Consider the following 6,349-nt stretch of genomic DNA (forward strand, 5'->3'; position numbering starts at 1 on the left):
GCAGCCGGAATCGCCGCGGTGTCGCGGCCGGTTGAGGCTGATGTACTTCAAATTCGAAACATCGAGGAGCAACCCATGAAGGCCATCCGGTTCCACGAGTACGGCGACCCCACCGTTCTGCGCTACGAGGACGTCGACGTGCCGGTCCCCGCCGCCGGTCAGGTGCGCCTCCGTGTCGCCGCGACCTCGTTCAACCCGGTCGACGGCAACATCCGCGGCGGCTTCATGCAGGGACCCATCCCGGTGACCCTTCCGCACACCCCGGGTATCGACGTCGCCGGCACGATCGACGCGCTCGGCGAGGGCGTGTCCGGCGTCGAGGTCGGCGACGCGGTGATCGGCTTCCTGCCGATGGTCGCACCCGGCGCCTCCGCGGAGTACGCGATCGCACCGGCCGAGGCCCTGACCGCGGCACCGTCGAGCATTCCGCTGGCCGACGCCGCCGCGCTGCCGATCGTCGGCCTGACGGCCTGGCAGGCGCTCTTCGAGCACGCCAAGGTCACGGCCGGACAGCGCGTCCTGGTCAACGGCGCCGGCGGCGCGGTCGGCGACTACGCCGTCCAGCTGGCCAAGGCCGCGGACGCGTTCGTCGTGGCCACCGCCAGCCCGCGCAGTGCCGGCCGCGTCCGCACGGCCGGTGCGGACGAGGTCATCGACCACACGTCGGAGCCGGTCACGGTCACCGAACCGGTCGACGTGGTACTCAACCTCGCGCCGGTCGACCCGGCCGGGCTCACCGGGCTGCTGGGCCTGATCCGCCCGGGCGGCGTCCTGGTGAACACCACGGTGTGGATGCCCGCCCCGTCCGACGACGAGCGCGGCGTCCGTGGCGTCGACCTCTTCGTGCGCAGCGACGCCGCGCAACTCGCCGACCTGGCCGCCCGGGTCGACGCCGGCACCCTGCGGGTCGCGGTTTCCGAGCGGGTGCCGCTGGCCGAACTCCCGGAGCTGCACGCCCGGGCGGCCACGCTCTCCGGCAAGGTCGTCGTGCTCCCGTAAGGCCGGGCCCCGTGGGCGTGGCACCGTCGTTCCGCCGACAAGCACGGCTGACCGCCGGGCGAGTGGGCACTCCACCCCCATGCACATCGGAACGTCCGGGTGGAGTTACGACCACTGGGACGGCGTCCTCTATCCCCAGGGGACGCCGGCCCGCGATCGGCTGACGCACTACGTCCGCCGATTCTCGACGGTCGAGCTGAACGCGAGCTTCTACCGGTGGCCGAAGGCCACGACGTTCGCGGGATGGCGGCAGCGGCTGCCGGACGGGTTCCTGCTGACGGTGAAGGCACCACGCGGCCTGACGCACGCCAAACGGCTGCGCGAGCCGGAGGCCTGGATCGAGCGGATCGTGGCCGGCGTGCACGAGCTCGGCGATCGCCGCGGGGTCCTGCTGGTGCAGACGCACCCGGCGCAGGTCCGCGACGACGCGCGGCTGGAGTATTTCCTCGGGTGCGTGCCGTCGTGGTTGCGGGTCGCGATGGAGTTCCGGCATCCGAGCTGGCACGAGCCGGCGGTGTTCGGGATTCTGGAGCGTCACGGCGCGGCGTACTGCGTGATGAGCGGCGCCGGGCTGCCCTGCGTCCTGCGGGCGACGGCGCCGTTCGTGTACGTGCGGCTGCACGGCCCGGACGATTCGCACCTGTACGCGGGCTCGTACTCGGACGACGACCTGAGGTGGTGGGCCGAGCGGATGCGGGAGTGGCAGGCGTCCGGACACGAGGTTTTCGCGTACTTCAACAACGACGGGTACGGACACGCGGTCCGCAACGCGGAGACGTTGAAGGCGCTGACGGGCTCGTGACCCTGTTCAGCGCCCCCGGAGGAACGAGACCGCGGACGCGAGCGCCAGATCGGTCAGCGCGGCGTCGTGGCGCGGGCCGACGTCCCGCATGAACGCGTGTTCACCGCCCCGGTAGACGTGCAGCTCCAGGTCGGTCAGGCCGGCCGAGTACAGCTGCGTGATCGTGGCCAGGCGGGCGTCTGCCGGTACGTGCGGATCCCGGGAGCCGAAGACGATCATCAGGCGGCCCCGCACGTCGGCGGCCCGGGCGAGGCTGTCCGCGGTGTCGGCGCCGAGAGCGCCGTTGTGCAGGCCGGTCGGGTAGAAGCAGACGGCTGCCCCGACCCGGTGATCGAAGGCCGCCCGGAACGCGAGGTGCCCACCCAGGCAGAAACCGGTCACGGCGAGCGTGGAAACGTCCGCGCGGGCCGCGAGGTGGTCCAGGACGGCCGCGCGGTCCGCGTCGAACTCCGCGGTCGTCACGGCCGCGGCGCCGGCCAGGCCGGCCTGCTTGCCGGCATCGTCGAACTCCAGCGCCACGCCGGCGAGCGGCCCGTGCGGGTAGATCTCCGGAACGCACACCAGGAACCCCTCAGCGGCCAGCCGACGCGCGGTGCGCAGCGTCGACTCGGTCAGCTGGAAGATGTCGGTGTAGAGCAGTACTCCGGGCCACGGGCCCTCACCGGCGGGCCGGAGGACGGCCGCGTTGATCTCGCCGCCCGGGGCGGGCACGACAGTTCTTTCCTCGATCAGCTTCACGCCGCGAGAGCCTAACGACAACTTCCCACTGGCCGGCCGATCCGCGCCGACCTGCCGACGATCAGGAACCCCACATGCACGAACCCGAGGCCACCACGCTGTTCCTGATGGTCGGGTTGCCCGGCGCTGGCAAGACGACGAGGGCGCGAGAGCTCGCCACGTCGCACCGCGCGCTGCGGCTGACACCGGACGAGTGGCACCTCCCGCTGTTCGGCACGTCGCTGACGGCCGACGGCAAACGCGACGTCCTGGAGGGCAGGCTGATCACCGTGGCGCTGCGCGTCGTGCGACTCGGGACCAGCGTGGTCCTCGACTTCGGGCTCTGGAGCAAAAACGAGCGGTCGGCACTTCGCTGGCTGGCGCGCGACGCCGGCGTGCCGTGCCGGGTGGTGTACCTGGCCGTCGAACCGGGCGTCCAACTCGCCCGCATCTCCCACCGTCAGTCCAGCGCGCCCCACGAGACGTTCCCGATGCCCGAGGCCGACGTCGTCACGTGGCGAACCCGGTTCCAGGTACCCGACGGCGACGAACTCGCGGGCGAAGCGCTTCCCGGCCCGCCGCCCGGGTGGTCGAGCTGGCTCGGGTGGGCGGTCGACCGATGGCCGACGCTCGCTCCGGAGACGACCTGACCGCCGAGGCGATCGCGTCCGGAACCGGCGCCGTCGCCGGCTACGAGGCCACGATGTTCGCTCGCTCCGGGGAACTCGCCGCGAGCGCGAACACCGCGCTCGTCCAGTTCTTCGCCCCGACGTCCCCGGACGCGCCGCACCTTCCGCCGGACCACGCCCGCGAGCACGAGGACTACCGGATCCGGGCGGCCGAGTACCGGCGCCGGCACACCGCGATCTAAGTCGGCTGCAGGCGAAGCACGGCCCGGTCACCCTCGATCGCCTCGATGAAGATGACCTGGTCGTTGATCTGCTGCCGAGAGCCGACGCTGCCGGTCAGAGTGCTGGAGAAACCGCTGGCCGCCGTCTGCGAGAGGGTCACCAGGCCACCGGACACCTGCACGTGCAACGGACCGATGTCGCCGCGGACCCGCAGCACGTCACCGTTCTGCACGATCACCTCGCAGGTGTTGTCCACACAGGCCCCCAGATCGCGTCCGTCGGCCGCGGTGAACGCCGGCTTCGTCGTCGGCACTTCGGTCGGCACCGGCGGACGGGAGCTGGGGGAGACCACCGCGTGAGAGGGAGACGGCCCGGGGTCGTCGGACGAGGAACAGCCGGCGAGCAGGAGGACCGGAATTGCGAAAAGCGCCGGGAATCGTCGCATGGGTCCACGAATCCCAGACCGCGCTATACGAGTGCTACACGTGCTCGCGCCGAGGCCTACTCCCTCCGGCCCGGGCCGGGGAGAACGTCGACGTCCGTGGCGTGCATCGGCTCGCCGCAGTGCGAGCACACCGGTTCGACGTGGGCGATCTCGCCGCAGGCGTGGTGCCGGTAGACCACGGGTGGCCCGGCCTCGCCGGCCGTCCAGCGGTCGCCCCATTTCACGATCACCAGCAGCAGGTCGCAGAGCTCCTGCCCCTTCGTGGTCAGCGTGTACTCATACCGGACCGGCCGGTCGGAGTACGGCCGCCGCTCGAGGACGCCCTGCTCGACCAGCCACCCGAGCCGCTGCGTCAGAACCTTGCGCGAGATCCCGAGGTCGCTCTGGATCTGGTCGAAGCGAGTGATGCCGACGTAGACGTCGCGCAGGATCAGCGGCGACCACGGCTCCCCGATGACGTCCAGCGTCCGGGCGATCGAGCAGGCAGCCAGATCGGCGAACTGCGTGCGTTGCATGTGTGCCAGCATAGCGAACCGGGTTCCTTCAGGGAACTGAGTCTGTTAGCTTGAGTTTCCTGAAGGAACCAACTGCGAGGAGGCAGCCGATGAACCGCCCGCCCGTCGTATCAGCCGAGGAATGGCAGGAGGCGCGCGACGCCCTGCTGGTGAAGGAGAAGGAGCTGACCCACGCGCTCGACCGGCTCGCCGCCGAGCGCCGCCGCCTGCCGATGACCCCGCTGGAAGGCCCCTACGAGTTCACCGCGCCCGACGGCAGCACCGTCGACCTGCCCGGACTCTTCGACGGCAAGCGTCAGCTGGTGATCTACCACTTCATGCGCGAGCCCGGCGATCCGCACGTCTGCGGCGGCTGCAGCACGTTCACCGACAACCTCGCCGAGTTCACCCGCGCACACCTGGGCGCCCGCGACACCCGGCTGATCCTCGTCTCGCGGGCTCCGCAGGACGAGATCGAGCCGCTGCGCAGCCGGATGGGCTGGACCGTGCCGTGGTACTCCAGCTACGGCAGCGCCTTCAGCGACGACCTCGGGCTCGGCGGTATGTTCGGCCTCAGCGTCCTGCTCCGCGACGGCGACGACGTCTTCCGCACGTACTTCACCAGCGGCCGTGGCGTCGACCGGCTCCGCCTCGACTTCAACCTGCTCGATCTGACGCCGTACGGACGTCAGGAAACCTGGGAGGACTCGCCGGACGGCTGGCCCCGGACCCCGACCATGCAGTGGCTTCGGCCGCACGACGAGTACGGGACCAACTGATGATTCCGGACGACGCCGCCCAGCTGGTCGTCGCGATCTCGCTCACCGATCACGCCCAGCCGTACTCGACCGCGATCGTCCGCGGGCACGTGGCGGAGGTCGTCGACGGCGACGACCTCGCGGTCAGCGGTCCGTGATCAGGCGGCTGACCGCGGCGACGAGCCGGGCCCCGGGGAGGCGGCCGTGGCGCACGTCTTCGTACTGGGCGTCCTGGAGCTGGAGCGGCATCGGGGTGGTTCGCAGCATCAGCGGGATCATTTCCTTGCCGGCCTCACTGGCCCGGTGGATCTCGGCGCGGACCCAGCGCGACTGCAGCGCCTCCGGCGTCAGCACGACGAGGAACGCGGTGCAGGCGTCGATACGTCGCTCGATCTCCTGGACCCACGAGGGACCGGTCGTGAGTTCCTGGTCCCACCACACCGGGATGCCGGAGGCCTCGAGGTGCTCGGCGAGGCCGCGGGCGTAGTCGGCATCCGCGCGGGCGTAGCTCAGGAAGACCGGCACGGAGGCCGGTCGCCGCCGCGATCCCGGGGGCGCCGCACGGCGGGCTGACGTCCGTTCGCCGGTCTCGCCCCGGAGGGACGCGGCCTGCAGGCCGGCTCCGAGGGCGACGACCTCGTCGGGAGGGAGGCCCGGGTTCGGTTCCCGGCCGCCGGTCAGTCTCCGGACCAGCCCGGTGATGGCCGGCATGCGGGTCGCACCGCCACTGAGGACGACGTGGTCGAGGTCGGAGACGTCGACCCGGGCCTCCGTGATCGCCTGGTGGAACGGGCCCGCGCAGCGGCCGGGCAGGTTGAACGTCAGCTGTTCGAACTCCGTCCGGCTGATCGGCGACTCCAGGTGCCGGGGCCTTCCGTCCCCGCCCACGCCCATGTAGGGGAGGTCGACCGTCGTGGATCGCTCGGCTGACAGCTCGATCTTGGCGGCCTCGGCCGCCTCGCCGAGGCGCTGCATCGCGATCCGGTCGCGGGTCAGGTTGATGCCGTCGGTTCGCACGAAGTGCCGGGCCAGGTGCTGTACGAGCCGGTCGTGCCAATCGTCACCACCGAAGTCGCGCACCCCCGAGCCGGCCCTCACCGTGGCCACGCCGTCGCCGATCTCCACCACGGTGGCCGCCAGCGATCCGCCGCCGAGATGGAAGACCAGGACCGTTCCTTCCACTCCGTGGGCCAGGGCGGCCGCGGTCGGCTCGTTGACGATGCGCAGCACGTTCAGACCGGCGACCTGCCCGGCCTCCTTGGTGGCCTGACGCTGGTGATCGG

The 6,349-nt window shown here is 71.3% G+C and carries 10 protein-coding genes; 6 read left to right on the plus strand and 4 right to left on the minus strand.

Annotation, left to right across the window (positions count from 1 at the left end; all coding sequences use genetic code 11):
* Positions 1–75 precede the first annotated feature (75 nt).
* On the plus strand, positions 76–999 hold the full coding sequence (locus ACIBZJ_RS39910; protein ID WP_395938833.1) for an NADP-dependent oxidoreductase: 924 nt from the start codon (positions 76–78) through the stop codon (positions 997–999).
* 79 nt (positions 1,000–1,078) lie between these two features.
* Positions 1,079–1,801 (plus strand): DUF72 domain-containing protein, encoded by a 723-nt coding sequence (locus ACIBZJ_RS39915; RefSeq protein ID WP_395938834.1) that lies wholly within the window; start codon positions 1,079–1,081, stop codon positions 1,799–1,801.
* 6 nt (positions 1,802–1,807) lie between these two features.
* Here the strand turns inward: ACIBZJ_RS39915 and ACIBZJ_RS39920 are convergent, their stop codons facing one another.
* A complete protein-coding gene (locus tag ACIBZJ_RS39920) occupies positions 1,808–2,539 on the minus strand; it encodes a dienelactone hydrolase family protein (protein WP_395938835.1) in 732 nt (243 codons plus the stop codon).
* Positions 2,540–2,613: 74 nt separating this feature from the next.
* On the opposite strand from ACIBZJ_RS39920, the gene ACIBZJ_RS39925 reads away from it, so the two are divergent.
* Complete coding sequence (locus ACIBZJ_RS39925; protein ID WP_395938836.1) at positions 2,614–3,168, plus strand: AAA family ATPase; 555 nt, start codon at positions 2,614–2,616, stop codon at positions 3,166–3,168.
* Complete coding sequence (locus ACIBZJ_RS39930; RefSeq protein WP_395938837.1) at positions 3,138–3,389, plus strand: hypothetical protein; 252 nt, start codon at positions 3,138–3,140, stop codon at positions 3,387–3,389. The genes ACIBZJ_RS39925 and ACIBZJ_RS39930 overlap by 31 nt, the downstream gene beginning before the upstream one ends.
* On the opposite strand, the gene ACIBZJ_RS39935 is transcribed toward ACIBZJ_RS39930, so the two are convergent.
* Positions 3,386–3,694, minus strand: coding sequence for a hypothetical protein (locus ACIBZJ_RS39935; RefSeq protein ID WP_395938838.1), 309 nt, complete (start codon positions 3,692–3,694; stop codon positions 3,386–3,388). The two genes, ACIBZJ_RS39930 and ACIBZJ_RS39935, sit on opposite strands and share 4 nt — an antisense overlap.
* Positions 3,695–3,870: 176 nt before the next feature.
* The gene (locus tag ACIBZJ_RS39940) at positions 3,871–4,329 is read right to left on the minus strand and encodes a winged helix-turn-helix transcriptional regulator (protein WP_395938839.1); all 459 of its coding nucleotides are present in this window, start codon (positions 4,327–4,329) and stop codon (positions 3,871–3,873) included.
* 89 nt (positions 4,330–4,418) lie between these two features.
* Between ACIBZJ_RS39940 and ACIBZJ_RS39945 the strand changes: the two genes are divergently transcribed.
* Both ACIBZJ_RS39945 and ACIBZJ_RS39950 read left to right on the plus strand, forming a co-directional pair.
* Positions 4,419–5,087: a DUF899 domain-containing protein gene (locus ACIBZJ_RS39945; protein WP_395938840.1), complete on the plus strand. Its 669-nt coding sequence runs from the start codon at positions 4,419–4,421 to the stop codon at positions 5,085–5,087.
* Positions 5,087–5,224, plus strand: coding sequence for a hypothetical protein (locus ACIBZJ_RS39950; protein WP_395938841.1), 138 nt, complete (start codon positions 5,087–5,089; stop codon positions 5,222–5,224). The genes ACIBZJ_RS39945 and ACIBZJ_RS39950 overlap by 1 nt, the downstream gene beginning before the upstream one ends.
* On the opposite strand, the gene ACIBZJ_RS39955 is transcribed toward ACIBZJ_RS39950, so the two are convergent.
* On the minus strand, positions 5,211–6,349 hold a 1,139-nt coding region (locus ACIBZJ_RS39955), incomplete at its 5' end, for an Hsp70 family protein (RefSeq protein WP_395938842.1). The genes ACIBZJ_RS39950 and ACIBZJ_RS39955 overlap by 14 nt on opposite strands.

Origin of the sequence: Cryptosporangium sp. NPDC051539 (assembly GCF_044454545.1) — a bacterium.
Taxonomy (GTDB): domain Bacteria; phylum Actinomycetota; class Actinomycetes; order Mycobacteriales; family Cryptosporangiaceae; genus Cryptosporangium.